Source organism: Arthrobacter sp. U41 (genome assembly GCF_001750145.1).
Lineage (GTDB): Bacteria > Actinomycetota > Actinomycetes > Actinomycetales > Micrococcaceae > Arthrobacter.
Genome location: NZ_CP015732.1, coordinates 88,562 through 113,637 on the forward strand (window position 1 = coordinate 88,562; position 25,076 = coordinate 113,637).

A 25,076-nucleotide genomic window follows, 5' to 3' on the forward strand; every position below is an offset into this window, starting at 1 on the left:
GGCCCCGCCGCGGTCAGGCGCCTTCGGCCTCGTCCACGACGAGCTGGGACTCGAACATCCGGAAGTAGCGGCCGCGCAGGGCCACCAGCTCCTTGTGGGTGCCCTGCTCCACGATCCGCCCGTCCTCGAGCATGTAGACGATATCCGCCTTCTCGATGGTGGCCAGGCGGTGGCTGATCGCGATGATCGTGCTGCTGCGGTCGGCGAAAAGCCGGGTGAAGATGCGGTGCTCCGCGAGGGCATCAATGGCTGAGGTCGGCTCGTCCATGACCATGAACGGGGCGTTGCGGTAGAAGTTCCGCGCCATCGCGAGCCGCTGCCACTGCCCGCCGGACAGCCCGCTCCCCTTCCGTCCGCGCGGATCCTCCATCCAGTTGCTTACGTGGTTGTCCAGGCCGTTGGGCAGTTTGTTGATGAACTCCAGGGCTTCGGCGTCGGCCGCAGCGCGGCGGATCCGCCCGTCGTCGCGCTGCGAGTCGACGTCGCCGAAGTAAATGTTCTCCGCCGCGGTGGCGAACTCGTACTTCAGGAACTCCTGGCTGAGCACCGCCAGATGCCGGTGCCAGGACTTCACGTCGACGGCGGCGAGGTCGACGCCGTCGAGCAGCACCTGACCGGAACCCGGGCGGTAGAGCCCGGCGAGGATCCGGATGAGGGTGGATTTGCCGGCGCCGTTCTCGCCCACGATAGCGATGTGCTGGCCTTCGTGGATGGTCATCGAAATGCCCCTGATGACCTCCAGTTCGCTGCCCGTGTACGTGAAGCGGATGTCACGCAGCTCCACGGTCGTGGGCGCCTGCAGCAGCGGCGGGGCGTGGCTGGAGTGCACCGGCATCGCCATGAACAGCTCGTAGTCCTTGAGGTTCGCGAGGTCCTCGTCGATGGAGCTGAGCGAGGAGACGAGGCTGTTGGCCGTGGACAGCGCCCGGCTGACGATCTGCTGGACGTACAGGAACTGGCCCACCGGCTGCGCGCGGGCGATGATCTGCCCCACCACCCAGATCAGCGACACGACCTCCGCGCCGTACTGCAGGGCGTCGGCGGCGAGCTGTTTGGGGATGTAGCGCTTCTGGAAATCCAGCCGCCGGCGCTCGTCGGCGTCGCGCAGCCGGGAACGGAGGTCCATCAGGTAGCCCACGATCCCGTAGAGGCGCATCTCCGCGATGTGCTGGGGCCGCAGGAGGTTGGTTTCGATCATCCGCCGCTGCCGGCGTGAATCGATCTGGGTGTTCCAGTGCGCGATCTGCTCGCGGGAAAGCTTGAACTGCAGGTAGACGCTGGGCACGATCGCCACGAGCACGATCACGGCGATCCACCAGCTGACCAGCAGCAGCGCGCCGACGGCCAGGATGACGGACACCAGCTGGGTGAAGATGGCGGCGATCCGGTCCAGGACCCGGGCATAGGAATCGGAGAAACGCTTGGCCCTGTCGTACAGGTCCACCGTTTCCTTGTCGTCGTAGCGCCAGAATTCCAGGGCCAGGAACCGTTCGTACATCTGGTCACCCACGATCGCGCCGACCTTGAAGCTCATCAGCTGCTGGATGTACCGGTCCACGCTGCTGAAGCCGCCCCAGAACAGCCCGAGCGCCGCCGTGATGATGACATACACAATGGCCTGCTGGCCGGCCGCGGCGTCCCCCGCGTAGGCGGCGGCGAGTGCCGTGGTGGTCAGGGCGGCGAAGTACGTGGTCACCAGCGGCAGCGTCGCGGAGATCAGCGAGCCCGCCACCTTCATGACGACCGCAGCGGGCGAGGCCCGGAAGCTGACGCGGAGCACCTGGGCCACGGCGCGGGCGTAGGGCCGCCACGCCAGTTTGCGCTTCGGCGCACGTGCGGGCAGGAGTTCGGACATGCCTCCAGCCTAGTTGCGGAACTGCGCGGGCTACCGCGAACCGTAGTTCGGCGCCTCCACCGTCATCTGGATGTCATGCGGGTGGGACTCCTTGAGGCCGGCCGGCGTGATCCGGACGAACTTCCCGCGGGCCTTGAGCTCGGCCACGGTCGGGGCTCCGGTGTAGAACATGGTCTGGCGGAGTCCGCCGACCAGCTGGTACGCGACCGACGCCAGCGGGCCGCGGTAGGCCACCCGGCCCTCGATGCCTTCCGGGATGAGCTTGTCGTCGCCGGAGACGTCGGCCTGGAAGTAGCGGTCCTTGGAGTAGGAGGTGTTCTTGCCACGGGTCTGCATGGCCCCGAGGGAGCCCATGCCGCGGTAGAGCTTGAACTGCTTGCCGTTGACGAAGATCAGGTCGCCCGGGGACTCGTCGCAGCCGGCGAGCAGGGAGCCGAGCATGACGGTGTCAGCTCCGGCAACCAGGGCCTTGCCGATGTCGCCCGAGTACTGCAGGCCGCCGTCGGCGATCAGCGGCACTCCGGCCGGGATGGCGGCCTTGGCGGATTCGTAGATCGCGGTGATCTGCGGGACGCCGACGCCGGCGACCACACGGGTGGTGCAGATCGACCCGGGACCCACCCCGACTTTGATGCCGTCGGCGCCGGCGTCGATGAGCGCCTGGGCGCCTTCGCGGGTGGCGGCCTGGCCGCCGATGATGTCCACGTGTGCCGCGGCCGGATCGGACTTCAGCCGGCTGATCATGTCCAGGACACCCTGGGAGTGGCCGTTGGCGGTGTCCACGAAGAGGGCGTCCACGCCGGCGTCGATCAGGGCCATGGCGCGCTCCCAGCCGTCACCGAAGAACCCGATGGCCGCACCGACGCGCAGCCGTCCGGCGTCGTCCTTGGTGGCCAGCGGGTACTGCTCGGCCTTGGTGAAGTCCTTGGTGGTGATGAGGCCCTTGAGCCGGCCCTGCTCGTCAACGAGCGGGAGCTTTTCGATCTTGTTGGTCGCGAGCTTGTGCGAGGCTTCCTCGCGGCTGATGCCGACGTGGCCCGTGACCAGGGGCATCTTGGTCATGACGTCGCTGACCAGGCGGATCGGGAAGTCGGCTTCCGGCACGAAGCGGGTGTCGCGGTTGGTGACGATACCCAGCAGCCGCATGCCCTCGTCCACGACCGGGAGGCCGGAGACCCGGTAATGCGAGCAGATTTCGTCCAGTTCGGCCAGGGTGGCCTCCGGGCCGATGGTCAGCGGGTTGGTGATCATGCCTGATTCGCTGCGCTTGACCCGGTCCACCTGGTCGGCCTGGTCGGCGATGGAGAGGTTGCGGTGCACGACGCCGAGGCCACCCTGGCGGGCCATGGCGATCGCCATCCGCGACTCGGTGACGGTGTCCATCGCGGCGGAGAGCAGCGGAGTCTGGACCGTGATGCGCTTGGAAATGCGGGAGGAGGTGTCCGCCTCGGAGGGGATGACATTCGTGTGGCCGGGCAGCAGCAGGACGTCGTCATACGTCAGTCCGATGAAGCCGAAGGGGTTGTGTTCGGGCTGGGTCATGAGTGCGCCTCTTACCTTGGTTACGGGTTTCACGGGTAGGGGTTGCAACAGATGACCAGCCCGTCATTACGGGCATGGCCTGTGCAGAAGTGTTGAATAAATAGTAGAACCTTGGCGGCGATCCCCATATTCCGGGCCGTTAATGTGAGCAACGGCACCGGCCGGGTGACGCCGCCGCGTCACGTCCAGCCGGTGGCTGCCAGCAGGCGCTGTTCGAACATGGGGATCATGCTTTGGACGTAGGTTTTGGTCAGATGGTTGTCGTCCTTGTAGACGTACACATTCCCGACGACGGCCGGGCAGGTTCCGCCGGCGCAGATGAAATCACTCAGGTCCATCAGGTACAGCCCCGGCATCTTCCCCCGGTACGCGTCCAGGGGTGAGGAGGCGGCCAGGGATTCTTGCAACGGCACCTGGCACTTCGGGGCCTCGGGTCCGTTCTTCTGGACGCACTCGGGCATGTTCATGCTGAAGCGCGGGTTGTCGCGGATGCCCACCACTTCGATTCCGGCTTCGGTGAAGGGCTGGATGCCCTCCAAGTAGTGCGGCACCTCGGTTTCGAAGGGCGCGTCAACGTGGGTCAGCGAGGCGACGGTGAAGACCGCATCGGGCTTGTGGTCCATGACGTACTGGGCGCTCGCCTTGTTGAAGGCGTTGCACCCGGAGTCCCGGTCCGGGGACTCGCCGCCGAAGCGGCAGTTGCCCTTCAGGAGGGCAACGACCTCCCAGCCGTGGCTGCGGGCGATCGGGCCGAGCGCCGCCATGTACTGCTGGGCGTGGGAGTCGCCGAGCACGACGATGCGTTTGGTGACCGTGTCCGGTCGGCTGTTCTGCAGGCATCCCGCGAGCAGCGGGTCGGACGGGACGTTCGCGTCCGTGCAGAGCCCGTCGATGTCGGCCCACTCGTTCTTCATCGCCAGCGGAGCCGGGATGATCTTCGCGTCCGGCGTCGGCTTGCCCGCGTTCTCGGGCGCCAGGGCGGCCGCGCCGGGGGTCAGTTCCCTCGGCTGTGCCGCGGCCACGGCCTCGGCTGCCATCAGCCTGCTCTGCCACACGGACACAGGGCCCGCCAGCAGCACACCGCACGCGGCGATGACGACGGCGGTGCGCCAGGCGCGACGCTGCGGCCAGTGCCACTCGCGCAGCGGATTCTCCACGAAACGGGTGGTCAGCACGGCCAGCACGATCGAGGCGGCCACGATCACCAGGCCCTGGAGCAGGTTCGGCGCGGTGATGCCCGTCGCGGCGAGGCCCAGCACCAGCAGCGGCCAGTGCCACAGGTACAGGGCGTAGGAGTTGTCCCCGAGGGCCACCAGCGGCTTCCAACTCAGGAAGCGGTCCACGCCGAAGGGGCTGCCGCTCTGCCCGGCGACGATGATCGCCGCCGCGGCCAGCGTCGGCCAGAGGGCGATGAAGCCGGGGAGGGAGCGGTCAACGGTGAGCAGGAGGCCGCAGGAGAGCATCGCGGCGAGCCCGGCCCAGCCCAGGGCAACCCGCAGCATTTTGCCGGGCCGGAGGTGGGGCAGCGCCAGCGCCAGCAGCGAGCCGAGCGCGAATTCCCAGAGCCGGGTGCGGGTGTCGAAGTAGGCGTAGGTCTGGTTGGTGGCCGTCTGCTCGATGGAAAAAATCAGCGACACAACGAAGATCACGCCGAAGGCCGCGGCCAGCAGGGCGGCGTAGCTCACCCGGCCGCCCCAGGGGGTCCGGCGGCGCAGGAAGCGCAGCAGCACGGCGGCGCCGGCAAACACGAGCGGCCAGAGCACGAACACCTGGCCCTGGATGGAGAGCGACCAGAAGTGCTGCAGCGGGCTGGCGCCGGAATGGTCCTGCGCGTAGTAATCGACGGCGGAGTCCGCCAGGAGCCAGTTCTGCCGGTACAGCAGGGAGGCCCAGGCCTGGTCCAGCACGTCCGGCCAGCGGCTCTGGGGCAGGACTACCCGGGTGCCGGCCAGTACGCCGAGGATCACCACCACGACGGCGGGAAGCAGCCGCTTGAGCAGGTGGAGCCAGTGGTTCAGGAGGCGCAGGGGTTTGCCGTTCTCGACCTTGCGGGCGAAGCTGAGGGTCAGCAGGAACGCCGATATCAGCAGGAAGATATCGACGCCGCCGGAGACCCGCCCGAGCCAGACGTGGTAGGTGACCACCATGAGGACCGCGAGGGCGCGGAGACCCTGGACCTCGGGGCGGTAGCCCGAGTTGGTGCGCCTTTGCGACCCCGCATCCGTTGCCTGCGGCCCGGCTATGGTTCGCTCGTTCGACACTCAGGACCCTCCAGGCCGGTTTCCAAAGCATCAATGTTACCGAGTCGTAATTTCTCTGGCGAATCACGATGCCGCAGTGTGCCGTCGCCGGCCGCGTAGAGCACGCCCCATGAAGGACACCAGCTACCGGTGGATGACCAAGCGCCAGGCCGCCGCAGCCCTGCAGGAGTACCTCGCCGAACGCCCCGCGGCGCTGCAACTCCTGCGGGCCGAGCTCACCGCCCATGGCCTCGACCCGGACCCGATGCTCGACGGCACCACGGCTTCCCTGATCCCGCTGTGGCGCTGGATCGCCGCCCGGCTCCTGACTCAGCCGCCGGATGCGGCATGGCAGGTGGGCTACCACCGGATCAAGGCCTACCACCTCCAGAACCACCCGGTACTCACCAGCCCGCACACCGACATGGAGATCTTCCTGCCGGTCTTCGTCACGGTGATAGCCAACCGGCTGCGCAGCGGCATGGACCCCCTGCGCGAGGACCAGTTCTCCAGCTACGCGGGCACCGTCATCACCGGGCTCCGTGGCGAGGAAAACGACGCCGTTGCCGCTCCTGCGGCGTCGGAACCGCTGGTGGAAGTCGACGTCTACGACGAGGTCTTCGACGTCGGCCTGCGCGAGGACCTCGCCCACGAGCACTCGCGCATGATGGACCGGATGATCACCGAACTCCGGGCACAGCCCGGCGTTGCTTCGGCTTTCCGGGAGGACCGTGAGGTGCTGCTGGTCGGCGCCCCGGAATGGACCGTCGGGGAACTGGAGCAGTGGCTGCTGGCATGGAGCCGACGCCACGTCCGCGACCTGGGCTGACAGCCCCGGACGTTACGCTGTAACGACCCAGAGGAGGCCGCTCGTGATCGCACAGCTGCGCATTTGTGTCCCGGAAGAGTTGTCTGCCGCCGTGCTGGACTGCTGCACGGGCGAGCTTGGGGTCGCGGAGGTTTCCCGTCAGCCTGGTGGCTCCATCCTTCCTCCGGGGGACATCATCCAAGTCCTGCTGGCGCGGGAGTCAGTGGAGCGGCTGGTGGAGAAGCTCCAGGCCCTGAATGTCCAGGCACAGGGTTCGGTCTCGGTCACCATGCCGGAGCTGGTGCTCTCCGACCGGGCGGACAAGGCCGCCGCCGATGCCCCCGGCGAAGGCGCGGACGCCGTGATCTGGGACGAGGTGTCGCGGCAGACCGGCGAGGACTCGCGGCTCACGTGGAGCTATCTCGCGTTCCTGATTCTCGCAACCCAGCTGGCGGCCATCGGGATCGTCACGGATTCGACCATCGCCATTGTCGGGGCCATGGCGGTGGGACCGGAATTCGGCCCGCTGGCTGCCCTGGCTGTGTCACTGGTGCGGCGGCAATGGCAGCTGGGACGCCGCGCGGCCCTGGCGCTTGGCATCGGCTTCCCCGTCGCCATGCTGGCGGCAGCCCTCACGGCGTGGCTGTCCGTGCCGCTGGGACTCTTTCCCTCCGACGTGCTGGACCGCGGATCCGCGGTCGAATTCATCTATCACCCGGGGCCGTATTCGCTAATCGTTGCCGTGCTGGCCGGGACCGCCGGGATGCTGTCCGTGATCAGCCGGCGGTCCGCTGCGCTGATCGGGGTCTTCATCTCCGTGACGACGGTACCGGCGGCGGGGTTTGTGGCTGTGGCGCTGGTCCTGGGCGAGTACCAGAAGGCGGCCGACTCGGCCCTTCAGCTGGGACTGAACCTCATCGGAATCGTGGCGTCCGCGGCTGCCGTGCTGGTCTTCTACCGGCTCGTCACCAAGCGTCTTCCGCGCGGCGCCGCCCTGCGGCTGCGGCGGAAGGCCATGCGCTCCCAAGGCTGACCTGGGCTGACCAGGCCACACGCAACGAAAGACCGGACCAGCTGGTGCTGGTCCGGTCTTTCGTTTAGCCGGTCCTGGTGAAGCTGCGGCGCCGGCGAAGGCGCCGCGGGTGAACCTTAGTGCTGGTGTCCTGCGTGCTGGTCTTCCTCGGCGGGCTTCTCGACCACGAGGGTTTCCGTGGTGAGCACCAGCGCCGCGATTGACGCCGCGTTGCGGAGGGCCGCACGCGTCACCTTCACGGGGTCGATGACGCCGGCGGCGATCAGGTCTTCGTATTCACCGGTCTTGGCGTTGAAGCCCTGGTTGTTGGCGGATTCGGCCACCTTGGCGACGACGACGTAGCCGTCAAAGCCGGCGTTCTGGGCGATCCAGCGCAGCGGCTGGGTCAGTGCCCGGCGGACGATGCCGACAGCAGCAGCCGCGTCACCTTCGAGGGCCTGGACGGCAGGGTCCTCATCGAGCGCCTTGAGGGCGTGGATGAGGGCGGCGCCGCCGCCGGCAACGATGCCTTCTTCAAGGGCAGCGCGGGTCGAGGACACGGCGTCCTCGATGCGGTGCTTCTTTTCCTTCAGCTCGACCTCGGTGGCAGCGCCAACCTTGATCACGCCGATGCCGCCGGCCAGCTTGGCCAGGCGTTCCTGCAGCTTTTCCTTGTCCCAGTCGGAATCGGTGCGGGTCAGCTCGGCGCGCAGCTGGGAAACCCGGGCTGCGACGTCCTCTGCCGAACCGGCACCGTCAACGATGGTGGTGTTGTCCTTGGTGACGGTGATGCGCCGGGCGGTGCCCAGCACCTCAAGGCCGACCGTGTCCAGGCTGAGGCCCAGTTCCGGGGAGACAACCTGTGCGCCTGTGAGGGTGGCGATGTCCTGCAGCATGGCCTTGCGGCGGTCACCGAAGCCCGGCGCCTTGACGGCAACGACGTTCAGGGTGCCGCGGATGCGGTTGACGATCAGCGTGGAGAGTGCCTCCCCGTCGACGTCCTCGGCGATGATGAAGAGCGGCTTGGAGCTCTGCAGCGCCTTTTCCAGCAGCGGCAGGAAGTCCTGGACGGACGAAATCTTGCCCTGGTTGATCAGGATCAGCGCGTCTTCGAGGACTGCTTCCTGGCGTTCCGCGTCGGTGACGAAGTACGGGGACAGGTAGCCCTTGTCGAACTGCATGCCCTCGGTGAGGACCAGTTCGGTCTGCGTGGTGGAGGATTCCTCGATGGTGATCACACCATCCTTGCCGACCTTGCCGAATGCCTCGGCCAGGAGCTCGCCGATCTCGTCGCTCTGCGCGGAGATCGCAGCGACGTTGGCGACCTGGTCGCCTTCGACCGGGCGGGCGTTTTCGAGCAGGCGGGCGGCGATGGCCTCAACCGAGACCTCGATGCCGCGCTTGATCTGGCCCGGGGCGGCGCCGGCCGCAACATTGCGGAGGCCTTCCTTGACCAGAGCCTGCGCCAGCACGGTGGCCGTGGTGGTGCCGTCACCGGCAACATCGTTGGTCTTGGTGGCGACCTCCTTGGCAAGCTGCGCGCCAAGGTTCTCGAACGGGTCGTCCAGCTCTACTTCACGGGCGATGGTGACACCATCGTTGGTGATCGTGGGGGCGCCCCACTTCTTGTCCAGCACGACGTTGCGGCCGCGGGGGCCAAGCGTCACCTTGACCGTGTTGGCGAGCTTATCGATGCCGGCTTCAAGCGACCGGCGGGCAGCGTCATTAAACGCAAGCTGCTTTGCCATGGTTTTGTCCTTTCAAAGACAGAACCCCGCGCAACTGACCCGTCAAAGAAGGATCGGCGGCGCGGGGTCCAAGAGAGTTACTTTACGACGATCGCCAGGACGTCGCGGGCGGAGAGCACGAGGTACTCGGTGCCGCCGGTCTTGACTTCAGTTCCGCCGTACTTGGAGTAGATCACGACGTCGCCGATGGTGACGTCGATCGGAACGCGGTTGCCGTTGTCGTCAAAGCGGCCGGGGCCTACTGCAACAACTTCGCCTTCCTGCGGCTTTTCCTGCGCGGAGTCCGGGATAACCAGGCCGGAAGCCGTGGTCTGCTCGGCTTCGAGCGGGCGGACAACAATACGATCCTCAAGAGGCTTAATAGAGACCGACAATGACCTCTCCTTTTCGTCAGCAAATTCGTGGACATTAAAGCTGTGGGGCCAAGGCGTACAGACCGTCGTCGCGGTGCCGGCAGCAGCCTGGCTGATAAAGCTTCAGGTGTTAGCACCCTCCTAGGGAGAGTGCTAATGACGACTCTATGTAAGGAGTTAGCACTCGGTCAAGGCGAGTGCCAGAATTACGTTCCCGGTGAACGCTCCGCGGCCCGGCTAGCGTCCGCCGAGGTCCTCGAAGTCGACGTCTTCACCGTTGTCCGCGCCATCGGGGTCCGGCTCGTTCCGGTGCCGGTACAGCACCAGCGCTCCCGCCGCGGCCAGGGCAGTTCCAAGGGCCAGGAATACGATGCCGCCGATTCGGACCGCGGCGTAGCTCTCGCGGATGGCTTTCGCCTCGTCGGTGGCGTCCGTGACGGCCTTGCCGCCGACGGAATAGACGGTGGCGTTGAAGGAGTCCAGGAGGAAGATGATCACCAGGAGGGCCACGCAGACGACGGCGATGACGCCGCCGGCGATCAGTGCCGGCCGGGCGTAGCGGGCCAGTCCCTGGCGGGCGGGACGGCCGCCCCCGGCGTCCCGGTCTGCGGCGCCGTCTTCCGGGTAGCTTTCGTCCGTGAAGCTCTTTGCCGTGCCGCTGTCATCCATGCCGACCACCTTATCGGGCGGACGGCTCCCGGCACGCGCTGAACTAGGCTTGATTCCATGGCTGACACACCGCAGGACCAGATTGCCCCGCTGCTCAACCCCAAGGGCTGGGAGCTGCTGGCGTCACTTGGCCCGTACCGGGAGGACGACGCGTTCCGTCTCAACGCCTCCCTCCGGAAGGCCGGCCACTCCCCCGAGCTCGTCTCCGCCGTGCTCACCCAGTCGCGGCTGAGGACCAAGGCCGAAGCCAAGTTCGGCGAGTTCGCCCGTCAGATGATTTTCACCCAGGCAGGTCTGGAGCAGGCCACCCGGCTCACCGTGGCGGCAAGGCACGCGCAGCGCTTCGCGGAAGCCGGCGTGCAGCATGTGGCTGATCTTGGCTGCGGCCTCGGCGCCGACGCCATGGCACTGGCCTCGCTGGACATCCAGGTCACGGCCGTGGAAATGGACGAGACGACGGCTGCCTGCGCCACGATGAACCTGATCCCGTTCCGGAACGCCACAGTGGTCCACTCCGATGCGACGACGTTTGCCCTCGACGGGATCGACGGCGTCTGGCTGGACCCGGCGCGACGGACCACCTCCACCTCGGGAACGAAGCGGCTTTGGGATCCGGAGGACTTCTCCCCGCCGCTGTCCTTCGTCGAGGCCCTCGCCGGCGACGGCCTGGCGGTAGGGGTAAAGATGGGCCCGGGCATGCCCCACGATTCGGTTCCCAAGGACTGCGAAGCCCAGTGGGTTTCGGTGGGCGGGGACGTCACCGAAGTGGCGCTGTGGTTCAATGCGGTCCGGCGTCCCGGGGTCCGGCGGGCGGCCCTTCTGCTCGGCCCCGCGGGCGCGGCGGAGCTCAGCAGCGCCGAGGACTTCGACGGCGGCCCGGTCGCCCCGGTCGGGCCGGTCGAGGGTTACCTTTACGAACCCGACGGTGCCGTCATCCGCGCCGGGCTGGTGGCCGACGTCGCGCTCCAGCTGGGCGGGCACCTGGTGGACGAGCACATCGCCTACATCTGCGCCCCGGAACTGCGGGACACCCCCTTTGCCCGGGCCTACAGGGTCCTGGACGTGATGCCCTACAACGTCAAGGCGCTCAAGGCCTGGGTCAAGGACCAGGGCATCGGCGTGCTGGATATCAAGAAGCGCGGCACCTCGGTCACTCCGGAGGAGCTGCGCAAACAGCTCCTCCCGGGAGGGAAGACCGGAGGGAAGACCGGCGGCAGCAAGAACGGCAAGAAGACGGCCACCCTGGTCCTCACCAGGATCGGCGAGGAGCGGGTGGCCATCTCGGTGGAACCGGTCTGAGTTCGGGCGGCCGGATTCCCGGATTTCCGGCAGGCTACTGGGCCCGCATGAAGTCCTCGGCTGCCCGGACCTGCTCGTCGGTGGGCCGGATCCCGGTGTACAGCACAAACTGCTCCAGTGCCTGGATGGTCGCCACCTCCGCACCCGTGATCACAGTCTTGCCGGCCGCCCGGGCGGCCTTGATCAGCGGGGTCTCGGCCGGCAGCGCGACGACGTCGAACACCACCTTCGCGGCATCCACCGCCTCCTGCGGGAAGGACAGCGAGCCGGCGTCCGGCCCGCCTGCCATCCCGACGGGCGTGACATTGATGATCATGTCGGCCGTCAGGGAACCGACGTCGGCGCGCCAGGCGAACCCGTAGAGCCCGACGAGCGCCCGCCCGGCCTCCTCGTTGCGCGCGATCACGGTGACGTCCCGGAACCCGGCGTCGCGCAGGGCCGCGGCGGTGGCCTTTGCCATGCCGCCGGCGCCTTTCAGCAGCACCGAGTACGAGGCGGGCACGGCATTGCGCTGCAGCAGCTGCTCGATCGCGGTGTAGTCGGTGTTGTGGGCGGTGAGCGTGCCGCCGTCGTTGACGATGGTGTTGACCGAGTCGATGGCTTTCGCGGACGGGTCCATTACATCCACGAGCGCAATGACCTCCTCCTTGTACGGCATCGACACGGCGCAGCCGCGGATTCCGAGGCCCCGCACGCCGGCGATCGCCTGCGCCAGATCGGTGGGGGCGAAGGCCTTGTAGATCCAGTTCAGGCCGAGCTGGTCGTACAGGTGGTTGTGGAAACGCGTCCCGTTGTTGCTCGGCCGGGCCGAGAGCGAGATGCAGAGGGTCATGTCTTTATTCAGGATGGGCACCACTCCATTAAACGCCAGGCCGGCCCCGGCCGCCGCGCGGCCGGACGCGGCGCTGTCGTCCGGAGACTTTTGTGAACACTTTCACGTTTCCGCCGCCGTCCGGCCACAGGCCCGGTGCCGCCCCTGCACTAGACTTGAGCCACCGTTGCCTCGCCAACTGTCCGGCGAATCCGCCTGTGACGCTGCCGGCCGGGCATGGAAACGGACAGCACAACGATGAAGGGACCACATGAAGATTGATTTCGCTTCATCCAGGCAATCAACTCTTGGTGTGGAATGGGAACTTGCCCTGGTGGACGCGGAAACCGGGGAGCTGGCCTCCGTGGCCCAGGAGGTCCTCCGCGGCGTCGCCGCGAGGCATCCCGAACTGAACGAGGACGACGAGCACCCGCACATCAAGCAGGAACTGCTGTTGAACACGGTGGAGCTTGTCACCGGCATCTGCAACACCGTGGCCGAGGCCAAGGCGGACCTGAGCAGCTCCCTCGCCGCCGTCCGTGACGTCACCGATCCGATGGGCGTCGAGATCTTCTGCGCCGGCAGCCATCCCTTCAGTCCCCCGCAGCTCCAGCCGGTGACGGACAAGGAGCGTTACGCCAAGCTCATTGACCGCACGCAGTGGTGGGGCCGCCAGATGGTGATCTACGGGGTGCACGTGCATGTGGGCCTGGACAGCCGGGACAAGGTGCTGCCGGTGCTGGACGGCCTGGTGAACTACTTCCCGCAGTTCCAGGCACTCTCCGCGTCCAGCCCGTTCTGGGGCGGCGAGGACACCGGCTACGCCTCCCAGCGCGCGCTGATGTTCCAGCAGCTGCCCACCGCCGGCCTGCCCTTCCAGTTCGCCAGCTGGGAGGACTTCGAGTCCTATGCCCAGGACATGTTCACCACCGGCGTGATCGACTCGCTCTCCGAAATCCGCTGGGACATCCGGCCCGTCCCCCATTTCGGCACCATCGAGATGCGCATCTGCGACGGCCTGGCAACACTCGAGGAAGTCGGCGCCATCGCCGCCCTGACGCAGTGCCTCGTCGATGAGTTCTCCACGACGCTGGACAACGGCGGCACCATCCCCACCATGCCGCCCTGGCATGTGCAGGAAAACAAATGGCGTGCGGCCCGCTACGGCCTGGACGCCATCATCATCCTCGACGCCGCAGGCAACGAACAGCTCGTCACCGATCACATCCGCGAGACGGTCGCGCGGCTGGAACCGGTCGCCGTCAAACTGGGCTGCGCCGCCGAACTGGCCGATGTCCTGAAGATCATCGAGCGCGGCGCCGGGTACCAGCGGCAGCGGCGTGTGGCGGCGGAGCACGGCGGCGACCTGCGCGCCGTCGTCCTGGATCTGGTCCAGCAGATGCGCAAGGGCCCCGAAGCCTAGGCACGGCGCCTGCCCCGCGGGACGGTCTCAGGCCGAGACGGTGGTGACCGGCATCGAGGAATCCGGCGCAAACGCGATGCCGCTCGGCGCGATCCCCGCCATCACCAGCTGGGCGCCCAGAGCCGCCACCATGGCGCCGTTGTCCGTGCACAGGTCCAGCGGCGGGACGGTCAGCCGGATGCCGGCGGCGCTGCAGCGCTGTTCCGTGAGCTGGCGCAGCCGCGAATTCGCCGCCACACCGCCGCCGAGCAGCAGTTCGGTGATGCCGTTCTCCCGGCAGGCAAGCACCGCCTTGGACGTAATGACGTCCACCACGGCCTCCTGGAAGGCCGCGGCAATGTCCGCCACCGGCACCGTCTCGCCCCGGGCCTCGAACTGCTCCACGCAGCGTGCGACGGCGGTCTTGAGTCCGCTGAAAGACCAGTCATAGCGGTGCGGCCCGGGTTCCTCCGCGGTCCCCATGTATTTGGGCTGGCTGAGGCCGCGCGGGAAGCGGATCGCCTTGGCGTTGCCGGTGCGTGCCAGCCTGTCGATGGCCGGGCCGCCCGGATAGCCCAGGCCCAGGAGCCGCGCCACCTTGTCGTAGGCCTCGCCGGCGGCGTCGTCGATCGTGGACCCGAGCAGCTCGACGTCCCCGGTGATGTTCCGGATCCGCAGGATTTCGGTGTGCCCGCCGGAGACCAGCAGGGCGCCCAGGTTTTCCGGCAGGGCGTTCCCCGGCAGCGCGCTCCCCCGCGGAACGTCCGCCCGCGCGGGGCCGGCGGAGGCCAGCGGCCCGCCGTCGTCCGTCTGGAGCAGCCCGACGCCGACGTGCGCGACGAGGTGGTTGATGGCGTAGAGCGGTTTGCCCGTGGCGACGGCGAGCGCCTTGGCCGCGCAGACGCCCACCATCAGCGCTCCCGCGAGCCCCGGACCGGACGTGACGGCGATCGCGTCGATGTCCGCGAGCGTCACCCCGGCCCCTGCGAGCGCCTCGCGGAGGGTGGGCACGAAGGCGTCCAGGTGGGCGCGGGAGGCGATCTCGGGAATCACGCCGCCGAACCGGACATGTTCCTCCATGGAGGAGGACACGGTGTTGGTCAGCAGCTGCGTGCCGCGGACGATCCCGACGCCGGTCTCGTCGCAGGAGGATTCGATGCCGAGGACCAGCGGCCCCTCCGGCTGGGTGCTGTTCATGGGCGGTCTGCTTCCCTGGGCGTGGTGTCGGGTTCGCGGGCGCCGAGCCGCAGCCGCATGATCAGCGCGTCGACGCCGTCGCGGTAGTAGCGGGGCCGGACGTGGATCTGTTCGAAGCCGTACCGGCGGTAGAGCTGCTGGGCTCGGGGGTTGTCGGCCCGGACCTCCAGGAGCACGTCATCGGCGCGGCGCCGCCGGCTTTCCCGGATGAGCTCGGTGAGCAGCGCCGAACCGATCCCCCGGCCTTCCTGCTCCGGGACGACGGCGATGGTCTGGACGTCCGAGATCGGCTCGATGCACATCAGCCCGGCGTAGCCCACGATCTTCCCGGCCAGCTCGGCCACGAGGTAGCGCCGCGTTTCGGCCTGCGCCAGCTCATCAAAGAACATCTGCAGCGGCCAGGCGTCCACCGGGAACAGCCTGCGCTCCAGTTCATGCACGGCGGGGATGTCCGCCGCGGTCATCTCCCGCAGGATCACACCGCCCGGCGCCCGGGCGTTCAAAGCGCCCTCTTCCGCGGGCCGGGGACCTGGGCGTCGGACTCGCGCAGGTAGAGCGGTGTGGAATCGAGCAGCTGCTCCCCTGCTGCGAGCCGTGCGAGGGCGAACTGGCCCAGCGAGAGGGCCTCGGGCTGGCGGGAGCTGAATTCGGGGACAGCCTTGACGACGTCGGCGTAGAGGCCGGCGCCGGCGCCGTAGACCGGCAGCTCGGGCAGGTCCGCGGCGAAGCCGACATGCGGGCCGTCCAGGAGCTGCGGCAGCTGGCTGCCGGTGAGCACATAGCGGGCCCAGTAGACCTCTTTGCGCCGCGCATCCGTGGCGACGATGAACTCCGGCGCCGCTTCGGTGGATTCCGCCACTTCCAGCGCGATGGCGTCCAGGCTCATCAGCCCGTACAGGGGTTTGCCCCACACGAACGAAAGGGTGCGGGCCGTGACGATGCCCGAGCGCAGGCCGGTGAACGGGCCCGGCCCCACCCCGGTGACAACCGCGTCGACGTCGGCGCCGCTCAGGCCCGCCTCGGCGAGGAGCGCCGCGATTCCCGGCGCCAGCACTTCGGCGTGGCTCCGGGTGTCCTCGGTGGAGAAGCTGCCCACGAGGGACTCCGGGGCGTCGTCGGAGACGAGCGCGGCGCTGGCCACGGCCGAGGTGTCAATGGCAAGGATCAGCATCAGTGCCCTTCCGGGGTGTGGGGCGCGGATTCGGAAGCGGTCCCGGCAGGCGCGGTGTCAGCGGGCGCCTCCAGTGCGGGCGGGTGCACCCAGCGGGGGCCGAAGCCACGGATCACGATCGTGCGGGGTTCGTCGTCGTCGTCGGTGTCGAAGTCCAGCACCCCGGGGGTTTGCGCGGGGGCCGGAGGCTGCGTGGATTCCGGAACCCCGGGCGTGCCGCCCAGGCTGCGGACCAGGTCCACCTCAAGCCGGCTCTCGCTCAGGTGTTCCACCCGGCCGCGGCCCCATTCCACCACGGTCACGGAGCTGTCCATGGTGTTTTCCAGGTCGATATCGTCGATTTCCGAGGCCGAACCCAGCCGGTAGGCGTCAACGTGCACCAGGTCCGGGCCGCCCGGCCGGGGACCGTCGGGCAGGTTCGGGTGGATGCGGACCAGCACGAACGTCGGTGAGATGATGCCGGCCCGGACCCCCAGGCCCTCCCCGAGGCCCTGGGTGAAGGTGGTCTTTCCCGCTCCCAGCTCACCGGTCAGGACCAGCAGGTCCCCGGCCTGCAGCTGGGCGCCGAGGCTGGCCGCGAGGGCGTGGGTTTCGTCCGCGGTCCGGACTTCCAGGGTCCGTTCCCAGGCCGCCGCGCTCACGGCCGGGACTCTTCGCTGACGGGCTCTTCGTTGATGTAGCGGCGCGGCACCCGGGGGCTGATCCGCGTGACGATCTCATAGTTGTTCGTGCCGGCCGCCCGGGCCCAGTCCTCTGCGGTGGGGCCGCCGCCGTCGCCGTTGCCGAACAGCACCGCCTCGGCACCGAGGACGGTGGGTCCGCCGGCGGAAACGTTGAGCGGGCCGAGGTCGATCACCATCTGGTCCATCGCGATGCGTCCCACGACCGGGTAGTTCACGCCGCCGACGCGGACCGGTCCTCCGGTGGCGATCCGCGGCACGCCGTCGGCGTAGCCCAGCGGGATCAGTCCCAGGGTGCTGGTGCTGCCGGTGCGGTAATTAAGTCCGTAGGACACTCCCTGGCCGGCCGGGACATCCTTGCAGTGCGAAACGACGGTGCGGAGGGTCATTGCGGGGCGCAGGCCCAGTTCTTCCGAGCTCTGACCTTCGAACGGCGAGAGTCCGTAGAGCCCCAGGCCGACGCGGACCAGATCAAAATGGGTGTCAGGCCGGGACAGGGTGGCCGGGGTGTTGGCCAGGTGCCGCACTTCCGGGTCCACGCCGGCGTCCTGGGCGATGGCGAGGGCTTCACGGAAGGCTGTCAGCTGGTCGTCGGTTTCCGGGCGCTCGGGTTCGTCGGCGACGGCCAGGTGGGAGAAGATGCCCACCACCCGCAGCAGGCCCTGGTCCTGGTATTCCATGGCTTCGCCGACGAGGCTGTCCCATGCATCCAGGGTCGCCCCGTTGCGTCCCAGCCCGGTGTCCACTTTGAGGTGCACGCGGGCAGGCCGTTCCTGCTCGCGGGCGGCCGCAACGATGCGTTCCAGTTCCCAGCCCGAGCAGCCGATGTCGATCCCAGCGGCCACGGCGGCGGCGAAGTTGCTCTCCGGGGTGTGCAGCCAGGCCAGCAGGGGCGCCTCGATGCCGGCGGCGCGCAGGGCCAGGGCTTCGGAAATGTGGGCCGTTCCCAGCCAGGTGGCTCCTGCGCTGAGGGCCGCGCGGGCGACGGGAACGGCGCCGTGGCCGTAGGCATCGGCCTTGACGACTGCCATCACCCGGGCCGGCGACGCCACGGCCGCCACGCGGCGGACATTGTGCCGGATGGCTTGGAGGTCGATTACTGCCGAGCGTTCCTCCACGTGGGCTGGCGAAGCCTGAGGGACGGGCCGGGAATCACCGGTTGCTGCTGGGTAAGTCACTTAACGATTCTAGGGGTGGCAGCGCATGCGGCTGAATTCGGGCCCCGCGGCAGCCTCCCTCACCCCCACGGGACATGCCCAGTGCTCGCGCCCGCCACTGGGCACAAGGCCTTATGCCCATTCCTTACCCCGAGCGCGGGACATGTCCAGCGGCCACCCGGTCCCGAGGCCGGAGCGCGCCCGAGGGACATGCCCAGTGCTCGCGCCCGCCGCTGGGCACAAGGCCTTATGCCCATTCCTTACACCCAGCGCGGGGCATGTCCGGCGGGAGCAAGCCCGGGCGGCGGCGCCGCTTACGCGTCCGACAGGTGCGCGATGGTCGCCGTCGCCCGCCGCTGGGCCTCCGGCGGCACATCCCGGACGATGTCCTCGAGGAAGCTGTAGCGCCGGAGCCACTGGCTGCTCTGCCGTTCCTTCCGGGCGTTGGCCCGGTGCCACCAGTCGGCGATGTCCCCCCAGCCGGGTGCGGCCAGCGAGCCGCCGACCTCCTGCACGGCCAGGGCGGCGCAGAGATTGGCGAACCGCAGTCGGTCGCCGAGCGGCCAGCCGGCGAGGCAGCCGACGATAAAGGCGGCACCGAAGCAGTCCCCCGCCCCGGTCGGATCGAAGGCGGACACCGGCAGCGAGGGCACCCACTCCTCTTCGCCCGTTTCGGAATCCACGGCCATCGCCCCCTGCGCCCCAAGGGTCACAACGGCGACCGGGACCTTGTCCGCCAGGGCGTACAGGGCCGCCCACGGATTGTCGTGGCCGGTGAAGTTCATCGCCTCGTGCTGGTTCGGCATGAAGGCGTGGAAGTACTGCAGGTTCTCCAGCCGGGTGGAGGACCAGGCGCCGGTGGGATCCCAGCCGACGTCGCCGAACAGCCGCACCCCGGCCTTGTACGCGTCGAGCGCCCACGGCTCCAGCTCCTCGCCGAGCTCCGCGACCGCTGCGAGCGCCGGAGGAGGGGTGCCGACCAGTTCGCTGGAGGTTACCGGGGCCGGGTGGCCGTGCGTCACCATGGACCGGTCGTGCTCCACGCTGAGGGACACCGTGACCGGCGAGTGCCAGCCGGGCACACGCCGGGACAGGGACAGGTCCACGTGCTCCTGGCCGGCCAGGATCTTCCAGTTGTAGTCGCCGTAGCCGTCGTCGCCGAACGCGGCCGCCAGCCCGGTCCGCAGCCCCAGCCGGGCCGCGGCGATGGCCTGGTTGGCCACGCCGCCGGGGCAGCTGCCCATCCCGTCGCTCCAGATCTCGGTTCCGGCGACGGGCGCGTGCGGCAGCCCGGTGAAGATGATGTCCTGGAAAACGGTCCCGGTCAGCAGCAAGTCGAAGCCCCCCGCCGTCGGGGTCCGGACGGAGGAAAGCGGATCAAAGCGCCGCGTCGGTTTCGCGTCCATGTATGGCACATTACGCCGTCCCGGTACCGCTGGAAAGGCGTGCGCCGGGCCCGGGAGAGCCACTGTGAATAGACTGGGGACATGCGGCTGATGATTGCCGGAGGCGGCGGGTTCCGGGTACCGCTGGTCTACCGGGCGCTCTGCGCGGGACCGTTCGCGGGCCTGGTCCGGGAACTGGTGCTGTACGACGTCGATCCGGCCCGCCTCGCCGCCATCAACGCGGTCCTGGCCTCCTTCGCGGGGCAGGCTGCCGGCGCCGCCCTTCCCCCGGTCCGGGCCACCACGTCGCTGGCCGAGGCGCTGGACGGCACGGACCTGGTCTTCGCCGCGATCCGCCCCGGCGGGACGGCCGGCCGCACCGCCGATGAGCGGGTGGCCCTGGCCCTGGGGCTCCTGGGCCAGGAGACCACGGGGGCGGGCGGGATCTCCTACGCGCTGCGGTCCATCCCCCGCATGCTCGATCTCGCGGCCCAGATGCGGCGCCACTGCCCGGACGCGTGGCTGCTGAATTTCACGAACCCGGCCGGTATGGTCACCGAGGCCCTGGTTCCGGTGCTCGGCCGCAGGGTGGTGGGCATCTGCGATTCGGCGAGCGGGCTGGTCCACCGGGCGGCGCGGGCCGCCGGCGTCGACCTTCCCGAGGGCAGGCTCGACGGCGTGGGGTACTACGGCCTGAACCATCTTGGCTGGCTGTACCGCCTGGAGGCCGGCGGCCGGGACGTGCTGCCCGGGCTGCTGGCCGACGCCGACGCCCTGGCCGGCTTCGAGGAAGGCCGGCTGTTTCCGCAGCCCTTCCTGGCGGACCTGGGCGCCCTGCCGAACGAGTACCTCTATTACTACTACGAGACCGAACGTGCCCTGGCCGGCATCCGGTCCTCCGCCACGACCCGCGGCGAGTCCATCGACCGGCAGCAGACCGAGCTCTATCCGCGGCTCGCGGCGGCCGGCCCGGAGGCCTTCCGGCTGTGGGATGACGCCCGCCGCTCCCGAGAGGAGGGCTATCTCGCCGAGGCCCGTCCCGCCGGCGAGCGCCGGGATGAGACCGACCTCGCCGGGGGCGGCTACGAACGCGTCGCGCTCGCGGTCATGCGCGCGCTCTCCGGCGGCGGTCCGGCGGAGCTGATCCTGAACACCCCCAACACCGCCAGCGACGCCGGCACCGGTGAGGGCACAGGTGCCGGCACTGGCGCCGGTGACGCCGCGGCGATTCCCGGACTGCCGGCGGACGCCGTCGTCGAGGTCCCCTGCCGGGTGACACCCGAGGGGGTGGTCCCGCTGCGGCAGGAACGGCCCGCGCCGGCGCAACTGGACCTGCTCCGGCGGGTGAAGGACGTCGAGCGGCTGGTCGTGAAGGCGACCAGCCGGGACCCCGGGACAACCGGGCCGGGCCGCCGTGAGGCGGCCCTGGCGGCCTTCGCCGCGCACCCGCTGGTCGGTTCCGGGGACCTCGCGGGACAACTGCTGGCCGGCTACGAGGCCGCGTTCCCGGAACTGGGGAGGCTCTGGTCCGCTGGGACCTGAGCCCGGCGTCAGAGCCTGCGGTACATCACGTGCAGGCCAACGTAGCCCAGGCGCGGGTGCAGGAACGCCTCCGGGATGGTCGCCAGCACCTCGAAGCCCAGGGACTTCCAGGCGGCGACAGCCCGGACGTTGCTTTCGACGACGGCGTTGAACTGCATGGCCCGGAACCCGGCCGCGCGTGCCGTGTCCAGCGAATAGGCGCAGAGCGCACGGGCGACCCCCTTGCCCCCGTGCGCCGGGTGGACCATGTACCCGGCATTGGCGACGTGGCTTCCGCCGCCGCCCTGGTTGGCGTGCAGCTCCCCGGTGCCCAAAACAACCCCCTCGAACTCGCCCCGTCCCGCCGCGACGAAGGTCTGGCCCGGGGGCTGCCGGAGCCACCGTTCACGCGCCTGGTGCTCGGTGGTGTCCCGGTCCCAGGTGAAGGTCTCCCCGGCCCGGATGACGGGCTCGAGGATCTCCCAGATCCCCGGCCAGTCCCCGCCGGTGGCCGGGCGGATATCCCAGCCGGGGCCGGTGGAATCTGTCTCTGCGCTTGTGCTCACAGCCGTCACGTTAGCAGCACCCCCGGTTCTGTGACCGGCGCCGCCCGCCGCCCTGTGAAGCCGCGGGAACTTCAGGAGTAGTGTTTTATCGAAACGCAGTTCCGGCCGCGTTTATCGGGACCTGTCCATCAGGGCCCCGTCCAGAGAGGGAGGGGAAGAATGTCGCTGATCCGCCGCGTGGCGTTCCTCTCCCTGCACACCTCCCCGATGGAGCAGCCCGGCTCCGGCGACGCGGGGGGCATGAACGTGTACATCCGCGCCCTCGCCGCTGCCCTCGCCGAGACCGGCGTGGAGGTGGAGATCTTCACCCGGTCCACGTCGGCCGGGCAGGCCGCCGTCGAGCATCCTTCCTCCGGAGTCTGCGTGCACAACGTCCTCGCCGGCCCGGCCCGGAAGCTGCCCAAGGAAGAACTGCCCGAACTGCTGCACAGCATGGTCGCCGAAATCGACCGCATCCGGCAGCTCCAGCCGCACGGCCGCTACGACGTGATCCATTCGCACTACTGGGTTTCCGGGGTGGCCGGGCTCGAGCTCGCCAGCCTGTGGGGCCTGCCCCTCGTCCACACGATGCACACCATGGCCAAGGTGAAGAACCTGCTGCTAGTCGCCGGGGAGGAGCGCGAGCCGCGCCGGCGCGAGGACGGCGAACAGCGGATTGTCGACGGCGCCACCCGGCTGATCGCCAACACGGGCACCGAAGCGGCGGAACTGGTCTCGCACTACCACGCGGACAACGACCACATTGATGTGGCCCCGCCCGGGGTGGATCTGGAGATCTTCACACCGGCGTTCCGCGGCCGGGCCAGGGCAGACCACGGGGTGCCGCCGGGCCGTTTCCATCTGCTGTTCGCCGGGCGGATCCAGCGCCTCAAGGGCCCGCAGATCCTGGTGAAGGCCGCCGCACTGCTGCGGGCACGGCGCCCGGACATCGACCTTCAGCTGACCATCGTCGGCGCGGTCAGCGGGGCCAAGGACTTCGACCTGAAGTCGCTGATCAGCGCCGCCGGAATGGACGACGTCGTCACCCACCATCCGCCGGTCAGCGCACCGAAGCTGGCCGGCTGGTACCGGTCCGCCGACGTCGTGGTGATGCCGTCATACAGCGAGTCCTTCGGTCTCGTGGCGCTCGAGGCGCAGGCCTGCGGAACGCCTGTGGTCGCCACCAAGGTCGGCGGGCTCTCCCGAGCCATCTTCGACGGACGGACCGGCTTGCTCATCGAGGGCCACAAGCCCGCCGACTGGGCCGACGCCCTGGAAGCCCTGCACGACGACCCAGCGACCCGCGAGGACATGGGCCGCGCTGCCTCCCTGCACGCGCAGGAATTCGGCTGGCAACGCACCGCCGCGATCACGCTGGAGAGCTACCACACCGCCTTGAGCCAGTACTTTGGAAACCTGACCATTCCGCTGGGCCACACACCCCCGGCCGGACCCCTGGGCCGCTAACAGCGGCCTGAACCCACTGGCCGGAACACCCACCGACGCCACGAGCCAAAGGACGACGATGTCTGAAACCACGATTCCCGGATCCCCCGCCACAGCAGCGGCGGGTTCCGCGGGCGCCGCCGGTGCCTCGGGGGCAGCCGCGTTGAGTGATCTGGAGATCGCGCAGCGGGCCACGATGCGGCCGATCGGGGAGATTGCCGCAGCGGCCGGGATCAACGCCGAGGCCCTCGAGTTCTACGGCCGGTACAAGGCCAAGATCGACCCGGCCAAGCTCGCCGCGGCACAGGCCGGCGGTGTGTCCCGGGCCCCCGGCAAGGTGGTGCTGGTTTCCGCGATGTCCCCCACTCCCGCCGGCGAAGGCAAGTCCACCACCACGGTGGGCCTGGCGGATTCCCTGGCCCGGGCCGGCCACAAGGTGATGATCGCGCTGCGCGAACCTTCGCTCGGCCCGATCCTGGGCATGAAGGGCGGCGCCACCGGCGGCGGCTACTCCCAGGTGCTGCCGATGGACGAGATCAACCTGCACTTCACCGGCGATTTCCACGCCGTCACCTCGGCGAACAACGCCCTGATGGCCCTCGTGGACAACCACATCTACCAGGGCAACGAGCTGAACATCGACCCCCGCCGGATGACCTTCAAGCGCGTGCTGGACATGAACGACCGGTCGCTGCGCGAGGTCGTGATCGGCCTGGGCGGCCCGACGCAGGGCATCCCGCGGCAGGACGGCTTCGACATCACCGTCGCCTCGGAGATCATGGCGGTGTTCTGCCTCGCCACCGACCTCGCCGACCTGCGGGAACGGCTCGGACGGATCACGTTCGGCTACACCTACGACCGGCAGCCGGTCACGGTGGCGGAGCTGGGCGTCCAGGGTGCCCTGACCATGCTGCTCAAGGACGCCCTCAAACCGAACCTGGTCCAGACCATCGCCGGGACCCCGGCCCTGGTCCACGGCGGACCGTTCGCCAACATCGCCCATGGCTGCAATTCCCTGATCGCCACCCAGACCGCGCGCAGCCTGGCGGACATCGTCGTTACCGAAGCCGGCTTCGGCGCCGATCTGGGTGCGGAAAAATACATGGACATCAAGTCCCGCGTCGCCGACGTGGCCCCGTCCGCCGTCGTGCTGGTGGCGACGGTCCGGGCCCTGAAGATGCACGGCGGCGTCGCCAAGGACCAGCTCAAGGAGCCCAACCTGGACGCGCTCGCTGCCGGCGTCGTCAATCTTCAGCGCCATGTGCGCAACGTGGAGAAGTTCGGCATCACACCGGTCGTGGCGATCAACAAGTTCGCCACCGACACCCGGGAGGAGCTCGACTGGCTGCTCGAATGGTGCGACGCGGAGGGCGTCCCGGCTGCCGTGGCCGATGTCTGGGGCCGCGGCGGGGGCGGGGACGGCGGCGACGAACTCGCCGCCAAGGTCGCCGCGGCCCTCGACGCGCCGCACACCTTCCGTCACCTGTACCCGCTGGAGATGTCGGTGGAGGACAAAATCCGGACGATCGTGCAGGAGGTCTACGGCGCCGACGGGGTGGACTTCTCCGTCCCGGCGCTCAAGCGGCTCGCGGAGATCGAGAAGCACGGCTGGTCCGGCTTCCCGGTCTGCATGGCGAAGACCCAGTATTCCTTCAGCGACGATGCGAGCAAGCTCGGCGCCCCGAAGGGTTACACCGTGCACGTCCGAGACCTCATCCCCAAGACCGGCGCCGGGTTCATCGTGGCCCTCACCGGCGCGGTCATGACCATGCCGGGACTGCCCAAGGTCCCGGCCGCGATGCGCATGGATGTCGACGCCGAAGGCAACCCCGTCGGCCTCTTCTAGACCCTCCCTCAGATCCGGCGCCGTCCCACCCAACGCTCCCGCAGATCCGGCGTCGTCCGACCCAACGCTCCCGCACATCCGGCGCCGTCCCACCCAACGCTCCCGCAGATCCGGCGCCGTCCCACTACGCCCGGCCACCTGAATTCTGAGCAGGACGACGCGGGTGTTCGGGTCGTCTGTGGATAACTCCTGCAGGGTTCTTCAAATGGGTTCACAATGCCAGCATGAGAACGCCAAGGGAGCTCCCGGGTCAACTCGGCGCGGCACCATTCACCGTCGCCGCTGCCAAGTCCTTGGGAGTGCCGAGAGCCAGGCTCAGACAGTCCGACGTCAGTCATGTCAGCCGGGGTCTCTACCGGCCCGCGGAGTGGAGTTTCGAGTTGGAGGCG

At 68.9% G+C, this 25,076-nt stretch carries 21 protein-coding genes; 7 read left to right on the forward strand and 14 right to left on the reverse strand.

Annotated elements, in window-relative coordinates; translation table 11 throughout:
- Nucleotides 1–13 precede the first annotated feature (13 nt).
- The 3 genes from ASPU41_RS00420 to ASPU41_RS00430 form a co-directional block, all read right to left on the reverse strand.
- A complete protein-coding gene (locus ASPU41_RS00420; protein WP_069949235.1) occupies nucleotides 14–1,855 on the reverse strand; it encodes an ABC transporter ATP-binding protein in 1,842 nt (613 codons plus the stop codon).
- Between the two features lie 30 nt (nucleotides 1,856–1,885).
- Nucleotides 1,886–3,397 (reverse strand): IMP dehydrogenase, encoded by a 1,512-nt coding sequence (gene guaB, locus ASPU41_RS00425; RefSeq protein ID WP_069949236.1) that lies wholly within the window; start codon nucleotides 3,395–3,397, stop codon nucleotides 1,886–1,888.
- 179 nt (nucleotides 3,398–3,576) lie between these two features.
- On the reverse strand, nucleotides 3,577–5,640 hold the full coding sequence (locus tag ASPU41_RS00430; RefSeq protein ID WP_069952381.1) for an acyltransferase family protein: 2,064 nt from the start codon (nucleotides 5,638–5,640) through the stop codon (nucleotides 3,577–3,579).
- Between the two features lie 127 nt (nucleotides 5,641–5,767).
- On the opposite strand from ASPU41_RS00430, the gene ASPU41_RS00435 reads away from it, so the two are divergent.
- The gene (locus tag ASPU41_RS00435; RefSeq protein WP_069949237.1) at nucleotides 5,768–6,466 is read left to right on the forward strand and encodes a hypothetical protein; all 699 of its coding nucleotides are present in this window, start codon (nucleotides 5,768–5,770) and stop codon (nucleotides 6,464–6,466) included.
- A gap of 43 nt (nucleotides 6,467–6,509) precedes the next feature.
- Nucleotides 6,510–7,478 carry a DUF389 domain-containing protein gene (locus tag ASPU41_RS00440; RefSeq protein WP_069949238.1) on the forward strand — a complete coding sequence of 323 codons (969 nt, stop codon included), beginning with the start codon at nucleotides 6,510–6,512 and terminating at the stop codon, nucleotides 7,476–7,478.
- Nucleotides 7,479–7,594: 116 nt separating this feature from the next.
- On the opposite strand, the gene groL is transcribed toward ASPU41_RS00440, so the two are convergent.
- The 3 genes from groL to ASPU41_RS00455 form a co-directional block, all read right to left on the reverse strand.
- Nucleotides 7,595–9,205 carry a chaperonin GroEL gene (groL, locus tag ASPU41_RS00445; RefSeq protein ID WP_069949239.1) on the reverse strand — a complete coding sequence of 537 codons (1,611 nt, stop codon included), beginning with the start codon at nucleotides 9,203–9,205 and terminating at the stop codon, nucleotides 7,595–7,597.
- A gap of 77 nt (nucleotides 9,206–9,282) precedes the next feature.
- Entirely contained in the window at nucleotides 9,283–9,579 is a 297-nt protein-coding gene (groES, locus tag ASPU41_RS00450; protein WP_069949240.1) for a co-chaperone GroES, read from the reverse strand.
- Nucleotides 9,580–9,795: 216 nt separating this feature from the next.
- Nucleotides 9,796–10,227 carry a hypothetical protein gene (locus ASPU41_RS00455; RefSeq protein ID WP_231941125.1) on the reverse strand — a complete coding sequence of 144 codons (432 nt, stop codon included), beginning with the start codon at nucleotides 10,225–10,227 and terminating at the stop codon, nucleotides 9,796–9,798.
- Between the two features lie 57 nt (nucleotides 10,228–10,284).
- On the opposite strand from ASPU41_RS00455, the gene ASPU41_RS00460 reads away from it, so the two are divergent.
- Nucleotides 10,285–11,526 carry a class I SAM-dependent methyltransferase gene (locus tag ASPU41_RS00460; protein ID WP_069949241.1) on the forward strand — a complete coding sequence of 414 codons (1,242 nt, stop codon included), beginning with the start codon at nucleotides 10,285–10,287 and terminating at the stop codon, nucleotides 11,524–11,526.
- Nucleotides 11,527–11,560: 34 nt separating this feature from the next.
- Here the strand turns inward: ASPU41_RS00460 and ASPU41_RS00465 are convergent, their stop codons facing one another.
- Nucleotides 11,561–12,358: a shikimate 5-dehydrogenase gene (locus tag ASPU41_RS00465; RefSeq protein WP_069952383.1), complete on the reverse strand. Its 798-nt coding sequence runs from the start codon at nucleotides 12,356–12,358 to the stop codon at nucleotides 11,561–11,563.
- Between the two features lie 250 nt (nucleotides 12,359–12,608).
- Between ASPU41_RS00465 and ASPU41_RS00470 the strand changes: the two genes are divergently transcribed.
- Entirely contained in the window at nucleotides 12,609–13,760 is a 1,152-nt protein-coding gene (locus ASPU41_RS00470) for a glutamate--cysteine ligase (protein WP_069949242.1), read from the forward strand.
- 27 nt (nucleotides 13,761–13,787) lie between these two features.
- On the opposite strand, the gene tsaD is transcribed toward ASPU41_RS00470, so the two are convergent.
- The 6 genes from tsaD to ASPU41_RS00500 all read right to left on the reverse strand — a co-directional run bounded on the left by tsaD (nucleotide 13,788) and on the right by ASPU41_RS00500 (nucleotide 19,350).
- Nucleotides 13,788–14,936, reverse strand: a complete 1,149-nt coding sequence (gene tsaD, locus ASPU41_RS00475; protein WP_069949243.1) for a tRNA (adenosine(37)-N6)-threonylcarbamoyltransferase complex transferase subunit TsaD — start codon at nucleotides 14,934–14,936, stop codon at nucleotides 13,788–13,790.
- Nucleotides 14,933–15,400, reverse strand: a complete 468-nt coding sequence (gene rimI, locus ASPU41_RS00480; protein ID WP_069952384.1) for a ribosomal protein S18-alanine N-acetyltransferase — start codon at nucleotides 15,398–15,400, stop codon at nucleotides 14,933–14,935. Before rimI ends, tsaD begins: the two co-directional genes overlap by 4 nt.
- A gap of 35 nt (nucleotides 15,401–15,435) precedes the next feature.
- A complete protein-coding gene (gene tsaB, locus ASPU41_RS00485; protein ID WP_069949244.1) occupies nucleotides 15,436–16,107 on the reverse strand; it encodes a tRNA (adenosine(37)-N6)-threonylcarbamoyltransferase complex dimerization subunit type 1 TsaB in 672 nt (223 codons plus the stop codon).
- A complete protein-coding gene (tsaE, locus tag ASPU41_RS00490) occupies nucleotides 16,107–16,748 on the reverse strand; it encodes a tRNA (adenosine(37)-N6)-threonylcarbamoyltransferase complex ATPase subunit type 1 TsaE (protein ID WP_069949245.1) in 642 nt (213 codons plus the stop codon). Before tsaE ends, tsaB begins: the two co-directional genes overlap by 1 nt.
- Complete coding sequence (gene alr / locus ASPU41_RS00495) at nucleotides 16,745–17,965, reverse strand: alanine racemase (protein ID WP_069949246.1); 1,221 nt, start codon at nucleotides 17,963–17,965, stop codon at nucleotides 16,745–16,747. Before alr ends, tsaE begins: the two co-directional genes overlap by 4 nt.
- Before the next feature lie 293 nt (nucleotides 17,966–18,258).
- Complete coding sequence (locus tag ASPU41_RS00500; RefSeq protein ID WP_069949247.1) at nucleotides 18,259–19,350, reverse strand: PfkB family carbohydrate kinase; 1,092 nt, start codon at nucleotides 19,348–19,350, stop codon at nucleotides 18,259–18,261.
- A gap of 81 nt (nucleotides 19,351–19,431) precedes the next feature.
- Between ASPU41_RS00500 and ASPU41_RS00505 the strand changes: the two genes are divergently transcribed.
- Nucleotides 19,432–20,871 carry a family 4 glycosyl hydrolase gene (locus tag ASPU41_RS00505; protein WP_069949248.1) on the forward strand — a complete coding sequence of 480 codons (1,440 nt, stop codon included), beginning with the start codon at nucleotides 19,432–19,434 and terminating at the stop codon, nucleotides 20,869–20,871.
- Nucleotides 20,872–20,879: 8 nt separating this feature from the next.
- Here ASPU41_RS00505 and ASPU41_RS00510 read toward each other — a convergent pair whose 3' ends face one another.
- Nucleotides 20,880–21,416 carry a GNAT family N-acetyltransferase gene (locus ASPU41_RS00510; protein ID WP_442856223.1) on the reverse strand — a complete coding sequence of 179 codons (537 nt, stop codon included), beginning with the start codon at nucleotides 21,414–21,416 and terminating at the stop codon, nucleotides 20,880–20,882.
- Nucleotides 21,417–21,575: 159 nt separating this feature from the next.
- On the opposite strand from ASPU41_RS00510, the gene mshA reads away from it, so the two are divergent.
- Together mshA and ASPU41_RS00520 are read left to right on the forward strand one after the other, a co-directional pair.
- Nucleotides 21,576–22,862 (forward strand): D-inositol-3-phosphate glycosyltransferase, encoded by a 1,287-nt coding sequence (mshA, locus tag ASPU41_RS00515; protein WP_069949250.1) that lies wholly within the window; start codon nucleotides 21,576–21,578, stop codon nucleotides 22,860–22,862.
- A 175-nt stretch (nucleotides 22,863–23,037) separates the two neighbouring features.
- A complete protein-coding gene (locus ASPU41_RS00520) occupies nucleotides 23,038–24,687 on the forward strand; it encodes a formate--tetrahydrofolate ligase (RefSeq protein WP_069952385.1) in 1,650 nt (549 codons plus the stop codon).
- Nucleotides 24,688–25,076: the final 389 nt, after the last annotated feature.

Excerpts from the sequence above, each read along its gene's own strand:
- ASPU41_RS00420 (WP_069949235.1), bottom strand. The coding sequence starts at position 1,855 with ATGTCCGAACTCCTGCCCGCACGTGCGCCGAAGCGCAAACTGGCGTGG.
- guaB (WP_069949236.1), bottom strand. The coding sequence starts at position 3,397 with ATGACCCAGCCCGAACACAACCCCTTCGGCTTCATCGGACTGACGTAT.
- ASPU41_RS00435 (WP_069949237.1), top strand. The coding sequence starts at position 5,768 with ATGAAGGACACCAGCTACCGGTGGATGACCAAGCGCCAGGCCGCCGCA.
- groL (WP_069949239.1), bottom strand. The coding sequence starts at position 9,205 with ATGGCAAAGCAGCTTGCGTTTAATGACGCTGCCCGCCGGTCGCTTGAA.
- ASPU41_RS00455 (WP_231941125.1), bottom strand. The coding sequence starts at position 10,227 with ATGGATGACAGCGGCACGGCAAAGAGCTTCACGGACGAAAGCTACCCG.
- ASPU41_RS00460 (WP_069949241.1), top strand. The coding sequence starts at position 10,285 with ATGGCTGACACACCGCAGGACCAGATTGCCCCGCTGCTCAACCCCAAG.
- ASPU41_RS00465 (WP_069952383.1), bottom strand. The coding sequence starts at position 12,358 with ATGACCCTCTGCATCTCGCTCTCGGCCCGGCCGAGCAACAACGGGACG.
- ASPU41_RS00470 (WP_069949242.1), top strand. The coding sequence starts at position 12,609 with ATGAAGATTGATTTCGCTTCATCCAGGCAATCAACTCTTGGTGTGGAA.
- tsaD (WP_069949243.1), bottom strand. The coding sequence starts at position 14,936 with ATGAACAGCACCCAGCCGGAGGGGCCGCTGGTCCTCGGCATCGAATCC.
- rimI (WP_069952384.1), bottom strand. The coding sequence starts at position 15,400 with ATGACCGCGGCGGACATCCCCGCCGTGCATGAACTGGAGCGCAGGCTG.
- tsaB (WP_069949244.1), bottom strand. The coding sequence starts at position 16,107 with ATGCTGATCCTTGCCATTGACACCTCGGCCGTGGCCAGCGCCGCGCTC.
- ASPU41_RS00500 (WP_069949247.1), bottom strand. The coding sequence starts at position 19,350 with ATGGACGCGAAACCGACGCGGCGCTTTGATCCGCTTTCCTCCGTCCGG.
- ASPU41_RS00505 (WP_069949248.1), top strand. The coding sequence starts at position 19,432 with ATGCGGCTGATGATTGCCGGAGGCGGCGGGTTCCGGGTACCGCTGGTC.
- mshA (WP_069949250.1), top strand. The coding sequence starts at position 21,576 with ATGTCGCTGATCCGCCGCGTGGCGTTCCTCTCCCTGCACACCTCCCCG.
- ASPU41_RS00520 (WP_069952385.1), top strand. The coding sequence starts at position 23,038 with ATGCGGCCGATCGGGGAGATTGCCGCAGCGGCCGGGATCAACGCCGAG.